The organism is Streptomyces atriruber, from assembly GCF_001418325.1.
Lineage (GTDB): Bacteria > Actinomycetota > Actinomycetes > Streptomycetales > Streptomycetaceae > Streptomyces > Streptomyces atriruber.
In genome coordinates, this window is the sequence record NZ_LIPN01000286.1 from 1 (window position 1) to 17,265 (window position 17,265).

Sequence of the window (17,265 nt, forward strand, 5' to 3'; positions counted from 1 at the left end):
CCCCCACCCCCGCCCCGAAGCCGCCGCGGATCGCGGGCCCCGGCACCGACCACGCGTCGGACGACCCCTTCACCGCCGACCGCACCAACTGGTTCCGTCAGGACCGGTTCGGCATGTTCATCCACTTCGGCGCGTACTCGAACCTGGAGGGCGAGTACAAGCGCCCCGACGGCAGCATCTGCCGCAACGCGGAGTGGATCAAGCGGGAGTGCGACATCCCGATGGACGCGTACGAGAAGCAGGCGCAGAACTTCAACCCCGCGGACTTCGACGCGAAGGCGATCGTCAAGGCGGCCAAGGACGCAGGGATGCGCTACATCGTCATCACGTCCAAGCATCACGAGGGCTACGCGATGTGGCCGACGAAGGTCAACGACTGGAACCTGCGCGACCACTCCTCCTTCGACAAGAACCGCGACATCCTGGCCGAGCTGAAGAAGGCGTCCGACGACGCGGGCATCAAGCTCGGCTTCTACTACTCGATCTGGGACTGGCACGACAAGGACTTCCCGGACCCGGCGACGTTCCCCGAGTACGAGAAGCGCATGTACGCGCAGCTCAAGGAGCTGGTCGACACCTACGACCCGGCGCTGCTCTGGTTCGACGGCGAGTGGGACACCGACAAGCCCCACAACCCCTGGACGGCCAAGGACGGCGAGGAGCTGGAGTCCTACCTCCGCGGCCTCGACCCCGATCTGGTCATCAACAACCGCGTCGGCAAGCGCCGCGTGGTCGACGGCGACTACGGCACCCCCGAGCAGGAGATCCCCGCCGCACCGGTCGACGGCCAGCTCTGGGAGTCCTGCATGACCCTCAACGGCCATTGGGGGTACGCCCGTTACGACGAGGACTGGAAGTCCGCCCAGACCCTGACCCGCAACCTCCTCGCCACCGCATCCCGCAGCGGCAACTACCTCCTCAACGTCGGCCCCGACGCGCGCGGCCGCGTCCCGCAGCCCTCCGTCGACCGCCTCGCGCAGATGGGCGACTGGCTGCGCACGGCGGGCCAGGGCGACGCGGTCTACGGCGCCCGCTACGGCGGCCTCGTCGAGGAACCGGCCTGGGGCCATGTGAGCCGCAAGGGCGACAAGCTGTACGCGGCGGTCACGCAGTGGCCCGCGGCGGGCGGTGCCCTGCACCTGAAGGCCCGCACGGACTTCAAGGTGAAGTCGGCCCGCGTCCTCGGCAGCGACCAGCAGGTGACGGTCACCAAATCCGGCGACGGCTACGACCTCAAGCCGTCGGGCGCCGCCACGAACGCGACCGCGACCGTGATCGAGCTGCGGGTCGACCCCGGCCCCACGGCGCGCCCCGGCCAGGGCAAGGGCCTGAAGCAGGAGATCTTCGACAACGCGAAGCTCGAAGGGGCCCCGAAGGTCACCCGCACCGACCCCACGCTCAACCACGCCTGGAAGTACGCCGGTTCGCCGGACGCGTCGGTCCCCGCCGACAACTTCAGCATCCGCTGGAGCGGTTCGGTCGAGCCGCGCCGCTCGGAGACGTACACGCTCACGACCGTCTCCGACGACATGGCCCGCGTCTGGATCGACGGCAAGCTCGTCATCGACTCCTGGACGCCGCACGAGCCGAAACTCGACAAGGCGCAGGTGCGGCTGACCGCGGGCAAGCGGCACGCGATCAAGGTCGAGTACGCGGAGCAGACGGGCGAGGCACATCTGAAGCTGCTGTGGTCGAGCCCCGGCCAGGAGCAGCAGATCGTTCCCCGGTCACAGCTGTACGCACACTGAGGGAACGTCTGCCCGGAAAGTTTGTGGCGAAACGGGCCCCAAGTCCTTGTGATCAAGGACTTGGGGCCCTGTTCGTGAGGACCATCAGCGGGCACTTTCCGGTACCGGGGTTGGCAATGTTGATCGACGTCCGACCCGACCCACCCAGGTGCCGACAGAGAGAGTGACTGACCAGTGAGCGCGCCCGAAGCCCCTGAAACACCGGCACCGCCGGCTCCCGAAGCCGTGGCACGGCACCGGGCGCTCTTCCGGGCGATCCACCGCCGCAAGAACCCGCGCCTGCGCCAGACGGACATCACCGTCACCGAGGAAGCCCAGGTCAAGCGCGCGGTGAAGGCGACCGCGCTGGGCAACGCCATGGAGTGGTACGACTTCGGTGTCTACGCCTACCTCGCCGTCATCATCGGCAAGGAGTTCTTCCCCTCCGGGAACGACACCGCGCAGACCCTCTCCTCCCTGGCGACCTTCGCCGCGGCCTTCCTCGTGCGCCCCATCGGCGGCATGTTCTTCGGCCCGCTCGGCGACCGCGTGGGCCGCAAGAAGATCCTCGCGCTCACCATGATCATGATGTCGACGGCGACGCTGGCGATCGGTCTGATCCCGAGCTACACGTCGATCGGCGTCTGGGCGCCCATCCTCCTCGTCCTCTGCCGCATGGTGCAGGGCTTCTCGACGGGCGGTGAGTACGGGGGTGCCGCGACGTTCATCGCGGAGTACGCGCCCGACAAGCGCCGCGGTTTCTGGGGCTCGTTCCTGGAGTTCGGCACGCTGATCGGCTACACGGTCGCCGCGGTCCTCGTCACCTCCCTCACCGCGGCGCTCAGCGACGACGCCATGCAGTCGTGGGGCTGGCGCATCCCGTTCCTGGTGGCGGCGCCGCTCGGCCTGATCGGCCTCTACCTGCGGATGAAGCTCGACGAGTCGCCCGCCTTCCAGAAGATGGAGGAGAGCGGCCCGGCCGCCGAGCGTGACAAGAAGTCCTTCAAGGATTCCTTCTTCGGCCAGTGGCGCGCGATGCTGCTGTGCATCGCGCTGGTCGCGGCGTTCAACGTCACCGACTACATGCTCCTGTCGTACATGCCGACGTACCTCACGCAGCTCGGCTTCGGCGAGACCGGCGGCCTGATGTCGATCGTCGTCGTCATGCTGATCCTGATGGCGCTGATCAACTCCGTCGGCCGCCTCTCCGACCGCATCGGCCGCAAGCCGGTCCTGATGGCGGGCTCGGTGGGCTTCTTCGTCCTCGCCCTCCCCGCGTTCCTCCTCATCAAGCAGGGCGGAACGGTCGCCGTCTTCACGGGCCTGCTGATCCTCGGCCTCGCGCTGGTCTGCTACCTGGGCGCCATGTCCTCGTCGCTCCCGGCCCTCTTCCCGACGGACGTCCGCTACAGCTCGCTCTCCATCGGCTTCAACATCTCCGTCTCGCTCTTCGGCGGTACGACCCCGCTGGTCGTCGCCGCGCTGATCGGCGCGACCGGCAACGACCTGATGCCCGCGTTCTACACGATGCTCTTCGGACTCGTCGGCATCATCGCGGTCGCCGCGATGAAGGAGACGGCCCGCAAGCCGCTGGAGGGCTCGCCGCCCTCGGTGGCCACGGACGAGGAGGCACGCGAACTGGTGGAGTCGCAGCGAGTGTCCTGAGGCGGGTGCCTCAGGGCTTCTCCCTCAGGGTTTCTCCAGCGTGGCGATCGCCTCGGCCAGCCACGCCTTCTCCTCCGTGCCGGTGGCACGCGCGATGCGCAGCATCCCCTGGCGGAAGAGGTCCTCGGCCTCTTCCGCCCGCACGGGTTTCCCGTCGCGGTAGAAGAAGCTGGCGGGGGTGGACAGGAACGCCTGTCGACGGCGGAGCACGGTGGCCTGTTCGGCCGGGTCGGGCAGGTGGCGCAGGAACGCGAGGAGCGTGAAGAACCGCTGTCCGTCGGTGACCTCGACGTCCTTGGGCTCGCGCAGCCGGGCGAACAGGCGGGTGCGCCCGGCGTCGGTGAGTGACAGGACCCGGCGGGGCACGGCGCTGCTGCCGGGTTCGGTGCGTTGGTCGACGTACCCGGCCGTCGTGAGCCGGCTGATCGCGGGGTAGAGCGCGCCGTCGCTCACGGGCCGGATGTGCCCGTTCAGGTCCTGGATACGAGCCTTGAGCTCGTACCCGTGCAAGGGCTCCTCGTACAGGAACCCGAGAATCGCCAACTCCAGCATGAGTGCTGCCCTTTCACCCTTGTACGTTCCGTGCCCGTGATGCTATCTCTTTTCGTGGTACCTCGATTCGAGGTACACGGGTGGAGGGGGATGGGGCATGGGTCCGACGGAGCATCGACGGCGGGTGGTGTCGCTCGCGCTGCCGGTCTACGGGGAACTCCTCGCGGGAGTCGCGGCCGGGATCATCAACATGGTCTGGGTGGCCGGGCTGGGTGGGGCCGCGGTGGCCGCGGTGGCCGCGGTGGCGGTCGCGACGAACGTCGAGAACGTGTTGCTCGGCGTGATCCTCATGGCAGGTTCCGGTACGACCGTGCTTGTGGCCCGCGCACGGGGAGCGGGTGATCCGGCGGCGGCGCGCTCGGCCGTGCGGGGCGGCTGGGTGTTGTGGGCGCTGCTCACTCCCGTGGTCGCGGTCGGGGGTTACGTGGGTCAGGAGCGGTTGGCCCGCTGGGTGCTCGGCGAGGACGGCGGCGCCTCCGTCCACCTCGCCACGGAGTACTTCGCGATCGCGCTGCCCGGCATGGCGGTCTACTTCGCCACGAACGTGGTCGACGGCATCCTCAAGGGCTCGGGCAACACGCGCACCCCGATGCGGCTCGCCCTGCTGGCCAACGGGCTGATCCTCGTCCTGGACCCGGTCCTCATCCTCGGCTGTGACCTGGGCGTGCGCGGCGCGGCGATCGCCACGGTGACCGGCCGCTCGGTGGCGCTGATCTGCGGGCTGCTCGTGTTGCGGCCCTCGCTGCGACCGTCCGGCCTGCGGGCCCGCGTCCTCGGCGCGGACGCGCGCCGGACCGCCGCGACCGGTCTGCCCATGTCGGCCGACTTCGTCGTCCGCATGACGGGCACGTTGGCGCTGGTCGCGGTGGTGGCCCGGATCGGTGTCGACGAGGTCGCCGCGTACGGCATCGCGACGAAGGCCACGTACGTCGCGACGATGGCCTTCTACTCCGTACGCCAGGCCGCCGCGATCCACACCGCCCACCAACTGGGCGCCGGACGCGACGAACGCCGGGCGATCCGCCGCGAGGCGCTGCTCGTCGCCGGAACGCTCGGTCTGACGGCCGCCGTGCTGCTCCTCGCCGCCGCGTCCTGGATCATGCGGGCGTTCGGCGCGGACGGCGAGGTGGCCGACGCCGGGACGCTCTACCTGCGGTGCCTCGGGCCGTACCTGGTGCTGCTCGCGTGCTTCATCGGGGTGGCCGGGGTGTACGAGGGCGGCGGTGACAGCCCGGCGCTGGCCCGCATCACGGTGTGCGGTGTCGCGGCCCAACTCGGCGCGGCGTACGCGCTGTCGGGCCACGGGCTACCCGGGATCTGCCTGGCGATGGCGTGTGCGGTCGGCCTCCAGTGCGTGGCGCTGACGCGGGTCAGGGGCGGGAGGCGTACGCGACGAACTCCGTCCAGGCGCGAGGGTTCAGGGCGAGTTGGGGGCCGTCGGGGTTCTTGGAGTCGCGTACGTGGAGGGTAGTGGGGCAGGGGGCGATCTCTACGCAGTCGCCGTCGCCGCTACTGCTGTGGCTGGACTTGCGCCAGGCCAGGGCGACTTCGAGACAGTCGCCGGAGCTGCCGCTGCTGTAGCTGCTTTTGAACCAGGCCAGTTCCGGGGTGCTCATCATGCTCCTCGCATCCGCTCCAGCAGGCTCAACGAGTCATCGAATGAGAGAGCCTGTGCGCGCATCCTGGCATACCGCATCTGGAGCATGCTGACCACTTTCGGCTCGGAGATGAGCTGTCCGCTCTCCTGTCCTTCGGAGTATGCGAGCCACTTGTTCTCCGGGGTCTCCAGCAGATGCATTGGCCCGTCCAGTCCGGCATGGCTCTCCCGTACCACCGGCATGATTTGCAGCTCGATGTTCCGGCGCTTCGCGAATCCGAGGACATGGTCGATGAGTTCCATGGTGACTTCATGCCCACCCATTCTGCGCTGGAACAGATGTTCCTCAAGGATGAAGCTGTACGCCGTGTTCGGCCGCTCCGTGAGTAGCCGTTGCCGCTCGACCCGCGCCAGGAGCCGGGTCTCGATCTGTTCGTCGCCCAGTGGTGGAAGGCGGTTCACGAACAGCTTCCGGGCGTACTCCTCGGTCTGCAACAGGCCCGGGATGAGCCTGCACTCGTACGTTGAAAGCGCCACCGCGTCATGTTCTAGCTGCGCCCACTGGCGAAACCAGGAAGCCAACCCCCGCTGCCGCGACAGCTGATTCGCCGCCAGCCGCAGCGTCCCGAACGCATCCAGCGTCACCTCGCACTGGTCGACGAACCGCGGCGGAGGGAAACGGCGGCCCTGTTCGACGGAGGCGATGAAATGGACTGAGTAGCCGATCTCCTCGGCCAGGGACTCCTGCGTGTACCCGGCGCGTTTGCGGAAGCTCTTCAGGACGGCGCCGAACGCCTTCAAGCCATCGGTCGGTTCGGGCTCATTACTGCTCGTCGCACTTGACGACATCACGGGTATCCCCTGACGCTCGGCTATCGGTCTGCGCCAACGCGCCCATGCTCACGTTCCGTTACCCGTACTGTCCACCCTTCGCACTCGTACAATTACGCAGCGTACGAGTTTTGCTCCTGGTGTCCACAGCCGTGCACGGCCACCGTTGCCGCCATGTCGACGCAAGCGCGCCCCGCCGCCGCACCCCGCACCTTCGCGCAACGCTTCAGTGCCACGCCCCGGGGCGCACGCCTCGCGAGGAGGCTGGCCAGGTATCACCTGGACGGCTGGGGGATCGCGTACGACACCGAACTCTCGGACGCCGCCGAGGCGATCGTCGCCGAGCTCGCTGCGAACGCCGTGACGCACGGCCTCGTGCCGGGCCTCGACTTCGAGCTCGGGCTGACGCTGCGTGCCGACACGCTGCGTATCGAGGTCGCGGATGCCCGCGCGGAAGGCGCACCCCTGGTGGCGCGCGACGCGCCGTCGCCCGAGCGGGAGACGGGGCGGGGGGCTCACGATCGTGGCGGCGCTCGCCGTCGAGTGGGGCGTCGTCGGCCGGAAGGCGGGCAAGACGGTGTGGGCGGAACTCGCCGTGGACTCCCAACCCCACTGAAACCAGCGCGTGTTAACCCTGTGTACATTCGGGCGGGGTGTTACCGGACGCGTCGCGTACGCCGCGCCGACACCGGCAAGGCCCAGTCTCACGCAAGATCCATCCGTTCCCGGAACGAGGAGACATCGCGTGACCAGACACTGTCCGACCCGTCGAACGATCGGCTCGGTCGTCCTCGCACTGACCACCGTGCTCGCCGCGACCTCGGCCTCCGCCACGGCCGTGGCCGCCGACCCGCTGCCCGGGGTCACGCCCCGGGCCGAGACCCCCGTCCTGCACGACGACGACGCGGGCGGCAACGCCGACGCCGACGACCCCGCGATCTGGCGCAACACCGCCGACCCGGCGCGCAGCCTGGTGATCGCCACGGCCAAGGAGGGCGGCCTGCGCGCCTACGACCTGGACGCCCGCCCCGTCCAGTCCGTCGCCGCACCGCCCGCGGACGGCCCCGACGACGCGCCGGGCCGCTTCAACAACGTCGACCTCGTGCGCGGCCTGAAGCTCTCCTCCGGCTCCGCCGACCTCGCCGTCACCAGCGACCGCGGCCACGACCGGCTGCGCTTCTACCGCATCGACCGCGACCGGTCCGGCGGGCCGCTGACCGACGTCACGGACCCCGCAGCCCCGCCCGTCTTCTCCGCCGACCAGGCCGAGATCAACGAGCAGCGCACCGCGTACGGCCTCGCGACCTGGCAGGACAAGGCGAGCGGCCGCTCGTACGCCCTCGTCAGCCGCCGCGAGCGCACCAGCGTCGCGCTCCTGGAACTGATCCCGGGGCAGGGCGGCAAGGTCACGTACCGCAAGGTCCGCACCCTGGACCTGCCGTCCTCGTTCCGGCTGCCGAACGGCACCTCGTGGCGCCCGTGCGCCGAGCCGGGCGAACTCCCGCAGGTCGAGGGCATGGTCGTCGACCCGTCCAACGGCACGCTGTACGCCGGGCAGGAGGACGTCGGCATCTGGCGGCTGCGCGCCGACCTGACCGGGAAGCCCGAACTCGTCGACAAGGTGCGGGAGTACGGCGTTCCCGGCGTCTACGACGAGGAGACCGAGGAGTGCACGCCGGGCGCCGACCCCGGGTACGGCGGCAAGCGGATCACGGCCGACGTCGAGGGCCTGACCCTCGTCGATGAGGCCGACGGTGACGGTTATCTGCTCGCCTCCAGCCAGGGCGACAACACCTTCGCCGCGTACGACCGCGAACTGGGCGACCAGAACGAGTACGAGGGCGGCTTCCGCGTCACCCCCGCGGGCGGCGCGCTCGACGGCTCCGAGGAGTGCGACGGCGCGGCCGCGCTGAACGAGCCGCTCGGGCCGGAGTACCCGCACGGCCTCCTGGTCGTCCAGGACGGCCACGACGCCCCCGGCGACGGTGACCGCCCGTCCACCGACTTCAAGTTCGTCGACCTCGGGAAGGTCATGAAGGCGCTGGACGACTGAGTCCGGGAGGCGTCACGGCGCCGCGTCGAGCGCGGCGCGCTGCGCGGGCGTGAGCCGCAGCCGCGGCTCGCTCCCGGCGGCTTCCTCCACGGCGGTGGCGACACGCGACTCCGGCCAGCCGAGCGCGCCGGCCAATTCGCCGGTCGTGAGGGGCCGGGCCGCGTGGAAAAGGGCGGCCAGTACGGTCAGCGCGTCGTCGAGGGCACCCGCGATCGGCGGACCCGTCATGTTCCGGTGGATCCCGGCGAAGAACGTGTACATCGTGCGGAGCCGCGCTCCCGTGGGGGTGTCGAGTCCGAACAGGTCGGCGCCCTCCCGGGCGGCCGCGGCGCACGCCGCGTTCTTGTGGGCGCTGGTCAGCCAGGCACGGAGCCAGACGTCCTCGTCGATGACATAACGGTCCTGGCGTCGGCCGGGCTCGTGCTTGCGGGTGAGGACGTCGAGCCCTTCGAGGTAACCCACGGCCTTGGAGACCGAGGCGGGGCTGACCTTCAGCCGCCGGGTGAGCTCCGCGGAGGTTCCCGCGCCGGAGGGGGCCGTCACCAGGCAGGCCAGCACCCGGGCGGCCGTGCGGGGCAGCCCGACGGAGATCAGCAGGCCCGCGAACTTGTCCACGTACGCGTGGACGGCGTCGGGGTCGGGACCGTACGGGGCGTACGCGTCGTGGTCGGGGCCCGCACCGGAGCCGGCGGGCCGTGGCGCGGCGGGCCGGGGCGGCCGGTTGCGGCGCCGCCAGGCGTCGGCGCGGTCGGCGTGTTCCGCGCGGTAGGCGCCGGGCCCGCCGTTGCGGGCGACCTCCCTGCTGACGGACGAGGTCGCCCGCCCCAGACGACGCGCGATGGCGGCGTAGGCCAAGCCCTCGGACAGTCCCGCCTCGATGACGCGCCGGTCCTCCGCGGTCAGTCTCCCGCCGCCCATGTCCGCCTTCCCGCCCCTGGGGCACGCGCCAACGTCCGTAGCCGTGCGTTGCGTTAGCCGTCATCGGCAACGCTACAAGATCCGAAAAACTCCCCTGTTCTCCGAAGTCGCACGGCCTGCGGCGTTTCTGACGGACGCGTACGCAACGTAGCTTTCATGTGTCGCTGAAGACAAGGGAACACGTAATCAGGGGAGTTCACATGGAAGACGCCACTCCCGTGGCGCCCTCCCGAGGGGATCACGACGCCGCACAGCGTGTGCTCGACCGGGCGGTACGAGAAGGGGGAGTGCCGGGAATCCTGGCCCAGGTCCGGGACCGCGGCGGGAACTGGTTCGGCACGGCGGGGGTCGCCGACACGCGGACGCGTCGCTCGCGCGGACACGAGGACCGGTTCCGGGTCGGCAGCATCACCAAGACCTTCACCGCCACCGTGCTCCTGCAGCTCGTGGCCGAGGGGCGGCTGACCCTGCGGGACACGGTGGAACAGTGGCTGCCGGGCGTGGTGACCGGGAACGGGCACGACGGCACCACGATCACGGTCCGCCAACTCCTCGACCACACCAGCGGAATCTTCAGCCACACCCATGACCAGGCGGCGCTGAGCACACAGGAGAGCTACACGCCCGCGGAGCTCGTCAGGATCGCCGTGTCGCACCCGGCGGACTTCCCCGCGGGGACGGGCTGGGCGTACTCCAACACCAACTACGTCGTCGCCGGAATGATCGTCGAGCGCGTGACCGGCCGGACGCTCACGGACGAGATCGCCGACCGGCTCGTCCGCCCGCTCGGCCTGACGGGAACCTCCCTGCCGCCGGGTACCGACCCGGCCCTGCCCCGGCCGCACGCGCGCCACTACACCAAGCTGTTCTCCGCCGATCCGGACGCCCCGGTCCACGACGTCACGGAACTGGAGACGACCCCGTACTGGGCGGCGGGCGGCATGATCTCCACCGTCGCCGACCTGACCCGGTTCTTCTCGGCGCTGCTCGGCGGACGGCTCCTGCGGCCGGAGCAGCAGCGCGAGTTGCTCACGATGGTCCCGACGCGCGACTGGGTGCCCCGCGCCACGTACGGCCTCGGCGTCTCCCGCGTGATGCTGCCCTCCGGCACGGCGGTGTGGGGCATGGGCGGCGCGATCTTCGGGTCCTGGTCGTACGTCTACGGCACGCGCGACGGCACGCACATGCTCGCGGTGAACATCAACGCCGACTGGGTGTCGGGGTGTTGGGAGGACCCGATCGGCATCTTCAACGAGCTCCTGGAGGCCGAGTTCAGCTATGGCTGCGCGTTAGGGTTCGCCTCCCCGTGACGCAGCGACGTGGCGGCGCCCCGCCTGCGGTCCTGTGGACCTCGGGCAGGGCACCGGCGGCTCTCACACGTGGTCGTCGTACCACTTGCCGCACTTGACGTCGCCGCGGGTCTCCGCGCAGGCCCGCATCCAGCGGTCATCGAGCGTCGGCGAGCTGTGGAAGTACCAGCGCGTCTGGATGTAGTAGCGCTTCGGTGCTCCCGGCACGGTCGCCGACGGGTGCCTCTCCGCGGTGATCCCGCAGGCCACGCCCTTGCGCCAGCTCTCGGGACGGTGCTCCTGGTGCCGGATCTCCACCCAGGCGCTGTCGCCCTTCTTCGCGTTGATCAGCTTGGCGCTGGAGCGGTCCCCGTTGATGAAGATGCTGTCCCGGCCCGTGCGCAACCCCAGGGAGCGGCCGCCGCCGATCTTGTGCGGGGAGCCGCCCTTCCACGCGGTGACGAGGGAGCCCGAGCCGTTGAACCCCCGGTACTTGCACTCTGCTTGAGGCGCTGACGCCAGGTGGGCGGCGGTCGCGGCTTCGGACTTCTGCGGCTGGGCCGATGCGCCGCTGCCGACGGCCGCCAGCGTTCCGGCGGTCAGGAGCAGCGAAGCGCACCCGAGTGCGGTCCTGCGATGGTCGATCATCTTTCCCCCGTCGTCGTTTCCCTTCGGTACGCCAACAGGTTGCGGAACGACGGTCCGTGGCGGCCAGGGGTTTCGGCGCTGCCCGAAACCCGGGAGTATCGCGCTCACCCTCACGTGTACTTGGGAACCGTGGTTCTTGCCACTATCGTCCCCTTGAACGCCGTGGCGGACAATCGGGGGATGCCGTGCTGCGTATTCATTTCAGTTCCGGAGACCTGGCCCGCACCAGGATCGCCGAGGAACCGGACCCCTTATGGGAAACCGTCCTGAGCCTGCAGCAACTCCGCGAGAAAAGCCGGGAACCGGTGCTCGACGGCTGGCGGCGCCGCAAGTGCGCGCGCGGGGCCCTCGCGCTGAGAATGCTCTCGCCGCTGATGCCCTCGCGCGGATACTTCCCGGATTTCCTCACGCCCGCCGAGGGCTCGGGCGGGCTGGAGTGCGGGATCGACGCCGTGCTCACCACTCCGCGCCGTCAACTGCGCCGCGAATTGACGCTGTTGGCCCACCACAATCCGCTGCCCTCGGAAGCCGGGCTGCTGGCCGAGGGCGAAACGGGCGCCCTGCGCCGCCTGGGCCGGGCGCTGCGCGAGTACCACGCCTCCGTCCTGGAGCCCGGCTGGCGGGACATCGCCTCCCGCATCGAAGGCGACCGACGCCATCGGACCGAGACCCAGTGCCGCCTCGGCACCGAGGAAATGCTGCGTTCCTTCGCGCCCCTGCTGAGCTGGCAGTCGCCGGTCCTGTGCGCGGACTACCCCGTCGACCGGGACGTGCACCTGAAGGGGCGCGGACTGCTGCTCGTGCCCTCGTACTTCTGCCGCCGCACACCGGTGGCCCTGCTCGACGAGACCCTCTGGCCCGTGCTCGTCTATCCCGCGCGACCACTCGGCCCCGACACGTCCGCGGACCCGGGGACCCGGCTGGCACCACTGCTCGGCCACACCCGGGCGGCCGTCCTGGAAGCACTCGAAACGCCGCGCACCACGAGTGAGCTGGCGCGCTGCGCCGGTGTGTCCGTGTCCTCCGCCAGTGAGCACGCCACGGTGCTGCGCCGTGCCGGTCTCATCGCCAGCACCAGGCAGCGGCACCACGTGCGCCACACGCTCACCCAGCTCGGGAACCACCTGCTCACCGGGGTCACGGTGGGGCGGACAGCGCACTCGTCGGCCGACAGACCGAGCCGTGCCGCCGCCTCCCCCCGGGGGTGTGGGGGAGGTGGGCCGCACGGCTCGGAGAGCGTCAGCTGAAGGGAACGGCGTCGGCCGGGTCGGCGTGCCAGTTCGTGCTCAGCGGCTTGTCGATCAGGGTCGGGCTGGGCAGGCGGACGGAGACGGCACCCTCCTCGTCCCCGGCGACGGCGATGCTCATCCGGTCGAACTCCGCGCCGAAGTCGTCGTTGGTCGACTTCGGGTTGATGCCTGCGTAGGCGGCGGTGGAACCGGAGAGCTTGACGCTGTCGGTGACGGCCTGCTCGGCGGGGGTGACCTGCCGGTCGGGGTGGGAGCCGAAGCCCGCGGCGGGGATGGTGCCCTCCAGGTAGCAGGTGATGCCGGGCCTGGCCTTGGCGGTCACGAGGAGGTAGCCCCCGGCCTGCGTCTTCTCGGTGACCTTGAAGGTCAGGTCGGCGGTCCCGCAGACCTGCTCGACAGGGGCCTTGCTCTGGCCGCCGACGGCGAGGGCGGTGCCCGCGGCGGTGGTGGCGAGGGCCGCGGCGGCCACGGCGGTCAGGACGAGACGGGTGGGACGGGCGGCGAGACGCGAACGCATCGAGAACTCCATGAGTGCGGTGAGTGGTCGGTGACCGGTCGGACCACAGCCTGGGCCGCGGTCCGTCCCGGCTGCCACAACACACCGGTGATACGGGACGCCGGAACGCCGGAACGGCCCTTGACCAGCACAAATGCCCACACCCTGGAACGGGGGAACGGGACGGCGATACGCCGGACGCCGCCGTCAGACGTCCGTGACGTGCACCCGTTCGCCCTGCTGCCCGTAGATGGCGATGGTCTCCGCCACCCCGTCGTCGCGGGCGTTGCCGATCCAGTGCGGGGTGGCGGTGTCGAACTCCGCCGCCTCACCCGCCGTCAGCTCCGTGCGGGTGTCGGTCAGGACGAGCTGGACCGTCCCGTGGAGGACGTAGAACCACTCGCGCCCGGGGTGCACATGGAACCGCGGCGGCGGAAGCTTCGACATCGGGGGGTAGATCACCTTGTACGCGCGCATGCCGCCCGTCTTCACGCCCAGCGGCACGAAGGTCAGCCCGTCCTTGCGGAAGGGGCGCAGGTGGACGCGTGGGTCACCGGTGGTCGGTGCGGCCACGAGTTCGTCGAGGGGGACGGCGTAGGCGCGGGCGAGCGGCAGGAGCTGTTCCAGGGTCGGGCGGATGTGTCCGCGTTCGAGCCGGGAGATGGTGCTGGGCGTGAGCCCCGTGCGCTCGGCCAGGGTGGCGAGGGTCAGGCCGAGCGCCTTGCGGAAGCCCCGCAGCCGCGGGCCGACGTTCTCCAGTACCGTCTCGTCCTCCGTCACCGGCCGACGCCTCCACTCGTTTCCCGTACCTGCCGCCGCCCGGCCCCGCCACCGCGTCGGCTCAGCTCACGCCTTGCGGCCCACCGCTCCGTACGCGTCGACCGCCGTCGCGTCCTCCGCCTCCGGGCGCCAGCGCGTGACCTGGGTGACGCCGGGCTCCACCAGTTCGAGGCCCTCGAAGAAGGAGGCGATCTCGTCCACGCCGCGGACGTAGTAGGGGATCGCGCCGCTCTTGTTGTACTCGTTCGACGCCGCGATCATGCCCTCGCTGGTGGCCGTGGAGTCGCTGATGACCAGGTGGCTGCCGGACGGGAGGCCCGCCATGAGACGGGTCACCAGATCGCGGGCCTGGTCGAGGTCGGCGACGTGGCCGAGGGTGTTGAGGATGATGAGGGCGACCGGTTGGGAAAGGTCGAGGGTCTTCGAGGCCTCGGCGAGGATCGCCTCGGGCTCGTAGAGGTTCGCGTCGATGTACGCCGTCTCGCCCTCGGGCGTGCTGGTCAGCAGGGCCCGCGCGTGGGCGAGGACCAGCGGGTCGTTGTCGACGTAGACGATGCGCGAGTCCGGGGCGACGCGCTGGGCGACCTCGTGCGTGTTGTCCGCCGTCGGCAGGCCCGTGCCGATGTCCAGGAACTGCCGCACGCCCCGCTCCGTGGCGAGGTGGCGCACCGCGCGGCCGAGGAAGAGCCGACTGGTGCGGGCCACGTCGACCAGGCCGGGGAAGATCTCCTTGATGTGCTCCCCGAGCTCCCTGTCCTTCTCGTAGTTGTCCTTGCCGCCCACGAAGTAGTTCCAGAACCGCGCGGAGTGCGGCGTGCTGGTGTCGATGCGCGCGCGGATGTCAGCGGCTGAGCCGAGCTGGGGGTCGTGATCTGACACGGGAGCCTCCTGGGCGACGTACCTGCGCCGTCGTACCTGTCGATCCGACGGTCAAGCGTTCAACGATCAAGCAGTAATCTAGACGGCCCTCCGCGCGGTCAGTTGCCCGCCCCGTCCCGAACGCCGAGATCCAACTCGCGCGCCCGCAGACCCGCTTGGAAACGCGAGGTCGCGCCGAGCGCGGCCATGAGCTCGGCGACGCGCCTGCGGTACGTGCGCAGCGACATGCCGAGCTCGCGCGCCGTCACCTCGTCGGTGTGCCCGGCGCTCAGCGCGCGCAGCACCCGGCGCCCCTCCTCGCTCAGCGCGGGCGGCCGCGCCCGGCGGAACTCGTCGAGGTCGGCGGCCGTCTCCCAGGCCGCGTGCACCAGCGCCCTGACGCCCTCGACCGCGATCGGCGTACGGATCACCGTGAACGTCCGCACCCCCTGGACCGGCGCCCCGGCGAGGATCGCCACGCGCCGGTCGATGACGATCGCCTCGTGGGCGAGGGGCGCCGCAGAAATGCGCACCTGCGCCCCGGAGCCGGCGATCCGGACGAGCCGCGCCTCCGACTCGGCGTCGGCGAGCGCGCGCGGGGTGTACAGCTTGCGCATGGTCAGGCCGCCGGGGACGAGGGGCGGGCGCCTGCCCCCGGCGAACGCGGCGTTCACGCCGGGCGAGAAGGTCACCAGGTCCGCCGCCGCGCAGAGGAACTCCTCGCGGGCGCCGGTGAAGAGCTCCCCGGCCCGGCGCACCAGCTCCCGCTCGCCCCGCAGCGAAACGATCTGATCTGTGTGGGATGTGCTCGGCATGGTGGCGACAGTCTGCGGCGCGGCCCGCAAGGGGTCAACGTCGGCAGCAAGTGGCCACGTGATCGCGCTCCCCGGACGCATGTCGCAGGATCTGCCCATGGCACCCACGGAAAGCACGAGTTCCAGCCCGCGAACCAGTACGCGCCCCGCCCCGGCCGCCGCGGCCGGTCACCACCGCATCGGCGGCGACCGCCCCGTCCACCGCATGGGCTTCGGCGCCATGCGCCTGCCCGCCGCCCACTGGGACGGCCCCGCGCACGACCCGGAACGCGGCATCGCCGTGCTGCGCCGCGCGGTGGAGCTCGGCGTGAACCACATCGACACGGCCGCCTTCTACTTCTACGAGGACATCGCGGCCAACGACCTCATCCGCAGGGCGCTCCACCCCTACCCCGACGACCTGGTCATCGCCACGAAGGTCGGCCCCGGGCGCTTCCCGGACGGCAGCTGGATGGACCCCGCGGACCCGGCGGAGCTGCGCGCGGCCGTCCACCGCAACCTCCGCGAGCTGGGCCGGGACCACCTCGACCTGGTCTATCTCCGCTTCCTGCGGAGCGACGGCCCCGGAGAGGACCGCTTCGCCACACTGGCGGCGCTGCGCGACGAGGGCCTCATCCGCCACCTCGGCGTCAGCAACGCCACGCCCGGACAACTCGCCGAGGCCCAGGAGATCGCGCCCGTCGTCGCCGTCCAGAACAGGTTCAGCCCGCTGTCGCGCGACCACGCCGAGCTGGTCGAATCGTGCGCGGCACGGCACATCGCGTACGTCCCCTACTTCCCCTTCGGCGGCGCCGGAGCACCCGACCTCGCGGCACTGCGCCGCGTCGCCGACCGGCACGGCGTCACACCCGCCCAGGTCACCCTGGCGTGGCTGCTCGCCGCCTCCCCGTCGATGCTCGCGATCCCGGGGACGTCGTCGCCGGACCACCTGGCGGAGAACGTAGCGGCGGCCGAACTCCGGCTCAGCGCCGAGGACCTCGCGGAACTGGACGCGCTCGGGGGCCCCGACGCATGACGTCGGGGCCCGGATCCCTCGGGACCCGGGCCCGTCAGGTCGTGGTCAGTAGACCTCTTCCACCCACTCCGGGTGGTCGATGAACGGGTTCCGGTTGTGCTGGAACTTGTCGAATATGACCTGGTTCCGGTTCTTCTCGAACGCGTCCGGCGGGTCCTCGTCGCTCCACTTCTTCAGGACCGAGAGGCGACCGATGGCGGGCGCGCTGCCGTTGTCCACCTGGTCGTTGGGCTCCAGGTCGGGGAAGCCGCTCTCGCCGTCGTAGCGGACAGCCATGTAGAGGATCATGCGGGCCACATCGCCCTTGACCGCGTCGCGGGGCTCGAAGGAGTCGCCGTCGGTGAGGTTGCCGGGGGCGCCCTCGACCTCGCTGCCGCCGTTGTCGAAGTCCTTGTTGCCACGGATGCTGTTGACCGTGACGTCCTCGGGGCGCAGGTGGTGGATGTCGGTGCCGGGGCCGGTCGCCGTGCCGAAGTCGCCGTGGGACTTGGCCCAGACGTGCTCGCGGTTCCAGTCGCCCTGGTCGCCGCCGCTGCTGCTCTTGCTCCGCGAGGTGCCGGAGTAGAGCAGGATCACGTTCGAGCTGTTGGCCGGGTCCTCGTCGGTGGTCTTGAGGGCGTCCCAGACCGCGTCGTAGGAGAGCTTGGTCTGGTCGCTGATGATCGTGTGCAGCGCGGACTTGAGCTCGGGGCCTGTCTTGCCGAGCGCGTCCTTGTAGTACGTGTCGTCGTAGGTGCCGACGGCCGCGGAGGCCGGGGCGGGTGTGGGGGA

18 protein-coding genes are annotated in these 17,265 nt (G+C 70.6%); 8 read left to right on the forward strand and 10 right to left on the reverse strand.

Annotated features, from left to right (window positions below):
- The coding region (locus AOK03_RS27485) for an alpha-L-fucosidase (RefSeq protein WP_055568042.1) at window positions 1-1,748 on the forward strand (1,748 nt) is incomplete at its 5' end.
- Window positions 1,749-1,922: 174 nt separating this feature from the next.
- A complete protein-coding gene (proP, locus tag AOK03_RS27490) occupies window positions 1,923-3,392 on the forward strand; it encodes a glycine betaine/L-proline transporter ProP (protein WP_055568043.1) in 1,470 nt (489 codons plus the stop codon).
- 24 nt (window positions 3,393-3,416) lie between these two features.
- Here proP and AOK03_RS27495 read toward each other — a convergent pair whose 3' ends face one another.
- Window positions 3,417-3,944, reverse strand: a complete 528-nt coding sequence (locus tag AOK03_RS27495; RefSeq protein ID WP_055568044.1) for a PadR family transcriptional regulator — start codon at window positions 3,942-3,944, stop codon at window positions 3,417-3,419.
- A 97-nt stretch (window positions 3,945-4,041) separates the two neighbouring features.
- On the opposite strand from AOK03_RS27495, the gene AOK03_RS27500 reads away from it, so the two are divergent.
- Window positions 4,042-5,415, forward strand: a complete 1,374-nt coding sequence (locus AOK03_RS27500) for an MATE family efflux transporter (RefSeq protein ID WP_055568045.1) — start codon at window positions 4,042-4,044, stop codon at window positions 5,413-5,415.
- On the opposite strand, the gene AOK03_RS41300 is transcribed toward AOK03_RS27500, so the two are convergent.
- Window positions 5,315-5,560, reverse strand: coding sequence for a DUF397 domain-containing protein (locus tag AOK03_RS41300; RefSeq protein ID WP_079074991.1), 246 nt, complete (start codon window positions 5,558-5,560; stop codon window positions 5,315-5,317). The genes AOK03_RS27500 and AOK03_RS41300 overlap by 101 nt on opposite strands.
- Window positions 5,560-6,390: a helix-turn-helix domain-containing protein gene (locus AOK03_RS27505; protein WP_055568046.1), complete on the reverse strand. Its 831-nt coding sequence runs from the start codon at window positions 6,388-6,390 to the stop codon at window positions 5,560-5,562. The genes AOK03_RS41300 and AOK03_RS27505 overlap by 1 nt, the downstream gene beginning before the upstream one ends.
- A gap of 424 nt (window positions 6,391-6,814) precedes the next feature.
- On the opposite strand from AOK03_RS27505, the gene AOK03_RS45035 reads away from it, so the two are divergent.
- Window positions 6,815-6,988, forward strand: coding sequence for a hypothetical protein (locus AOK03_RS45035; RefSeq protein WP_341845828.1), 174 nt, complete (start codon window positions 6,815-6,817; stop codon window positions 6,986-6,988).
- Between the two features lie 129 nt (window positions 6,989-7,117).
- Window positions 7,118-8,425 carry a phytase gene (locus AOK03_RS27510; RefSeq protein WP_055568047.1) on the forward strand — a complete coding sequence of 436 codons (1,308 nt, stop codon included), beginning with the start codon at window positions 7,118-7,120 and terminating at the stop codon, window positions 8,423-8,425.
- A 12-nt stretch (window positions 8,426-8,437) separates the two neighbouring features.
- On the opposite strand, the gene AOK03_RS27515 is transcribed toward AOK03_RS27510, so the two are convergent.
- Window positions 8,438-9,343: a GbsR/MarR family transcriptional regulator gene (locus tag AOK03_RS27515; RefSeq protein WP_063792588.1), complete on the reverse strand. Its 906-nt coding sequence runs from the start codon at window positions 9,341-9,343 to the stop codon at window positions 8,438-8,440.
- 200 nt (window positions 9,344-9,543) lie between these two features.
- Between AOK03_RS27515 and AOK03_RS27520 the strand changes: the two genes are divergently transcribed.
- Entirely contained in the window at window positions 9,544-10,653 is a 1,110-nt protein-coding gene (locus AOK03_RS27520) for a serine hydrolase domain-containing protein (protein ID WP_055568048.1), read from the forward strand.
- Window positions 10,654-10,716: 63 nt separating this feature from the next.
- Here AOK03_RS27520 and AOK03_RS27525 read toward each other — a convergent pair whose 3' ends face one another.
- Complete coding sequence (locus tag AOK03_RS27525) at window positions 10,717-11,280, reverse strand: hypothetical protein (RefSeq protein WP_055568049.1); 564 nt, start codon at window positions 11,278-11,280, stop codon at window positions 10,717-10,719.
- Between the two features lie 185 nt (window positions 11,281-11,465).
- Between AOK03_RS27525 and AOK03_RS27530 the strand changes: the two genes are divergently transcribed.
- Window positions 11,466-12,527 (forward strand): ArsR/SmtB family transcription factor, encoded by a 1,062-nt coding sequence (locus AOK03_RS27530; RefSeq protein WP_079074992.1) that lies wholly within the window; start codon window positions 11,466-11,468, stop codon window positions 12,525-12,527.
- Here AOK03_RS27530 and AOK03_RS27535 read toward each other — a convergent pair.
- The 4 genes from AOK03_RS27535 to AOK03_RS27550 all read right to left on the reverse strand — a co-directional run bounded on the left by AOK03_RS27535 (window position 12,520) and on the right by AOK03_RS27550 (window position 15,479).
- On the reverse strand, window positions 12,520-13,047 hold the full coding sequence (locus tag AOK03_RS27535) for a DUF4232 domain-containing protein (RefSeq protein WP_055568050.1): 528 nt from the start codon (window positions 13,045-13,047) through the stop codon (window positions 12,520-12,522). The genes AOK03_RS27530 and AOK03_RS27535 overlap by 8 nt on opposite strands.
- A 186-nt stretch (window positions 13,048-13,233) precedes the next feature.
- On the reverse strand, window positions 13,234-13,806 hold the full coding sequence (locus AOK03_RS27540) for a helix-turn-helix domain-containing protein (RefSeq protein ID WP_055568051.1): 573 nt from the start codon (window positions 13,804-13,806) through the stop codon (window positions 13,234-13,236).
- 66 nt (window positions 13,807-13,872) lie between these two features.
- Window positions 13,873-14,685 carry an SAM-dependent methyltransferase gene (locus tag AOK03_RS27545; protein WP_055568052.1) on the reverse strand — a complete coding sequence of 271 codons (813 nt, stop codon included), beginning with the start codon at window positions 14,683-14,685 and terminating at the stop codon, window positions 13,873-13,875.
- Between the two features lie 98 nt (window positions 14,686-14,783).
- Window positions 14,784-15,479 (reverse strand): helix-turn-helix transcriptional regulator, encoded by a 696-nt coding sequence (locus AOK03_RS27550; RefSeq protein ID WP_055568053.1) that lies wholly within the window; start codon window positions 15,477-15,479, stop codon window positions 14,784-14,786.
- A gap of 97 nt (window positions 15,480-15,576) precedes the next feature.
- On the opposite strand from AOK03_RS27550, the gene AOK03_RS27555 reads away from it, so the two are divergent.
- Entirely contained in the window at window positions 15,577-16,494 is a 918-nt protein-coding gene (locus tag AOK03_RS27555; protein WP_055568054.1) for an oxidoreductase, read from the forward strand.
- Between the two features lie 45 nt (window positions 16,495-16,539).
- On the opposite strand, the gene AOK03_RS27560 is transcribed toward AOK03_RS27555, so the two are convergent.
- The coding region (locus AOK03_RS27560; protein WP_055568055.1) for an endonuclease I family protein at window positions 16,540-17,265 on the reverse strand (726 nt) is incomplete at its 5' end.